This window comes from Brumimicrobium salinarum (genome assembly GCF_002844555.1).
GTDB classification, from domain to species: domain Bacteria; phylum Bacteroidota; class Bacteroidia; order Flavobacteriales_D; family Crocinitomicaceae; genus Brumimicrobium; species Brumimicrobium salinarum.
This window is the reverse complement of the sequence record NZ_PJNI01000083.1, coordinates 1-339: the sequence shown is the minus strand read 5'-3', so window position 1 is coordinate 339 and position 339 is coordinate 1. Positions and strand designations below refer to the sequence as shown.

Here is a 339-nt window from a genome sequence, read left to right as displayed (position 1 = left end):
AGGATTGAATGAATGGCTGAACGTGAACTGGTGTGACTAAAGGATTCGCTGGAATAAAATTTTCACAATCACCTAGCAAATTAGGTCTAATTAATGTTAGCAATACTAATAATATTGTTATTAAAATAAAGCCTAAAATATCCTTAAAAGAGAAAAATGGGTGAAATGAGACTTTTTCATAATTAGAATTTAATCCAATTGGGTTTCTAGATCCAGTTTGGTGTAGAAATAATAAATGGATTATTACTATTGCTGCGATTACAAAAGGTAATAAAAAGTGTAATGAAAAAAATCGAGTTAATGTTGCGTTGTCTACAGCAAATCCTCCTCATAGTCATT

The 339-nt window shown here is 30.1% G+C and carries 1 pseudogene; it reads right to left on the bottom strand.

Annotated features, from left to right (window positions below):
• A pseudogene (locus CW751_RS16095) lies at nt 1-316 on the bottom strand (cytochrome b N-terminal domain-containing protein); the annotation flags it as partial.
• Nucleotides 317-339: the final 23 nt, after the last annotated feature.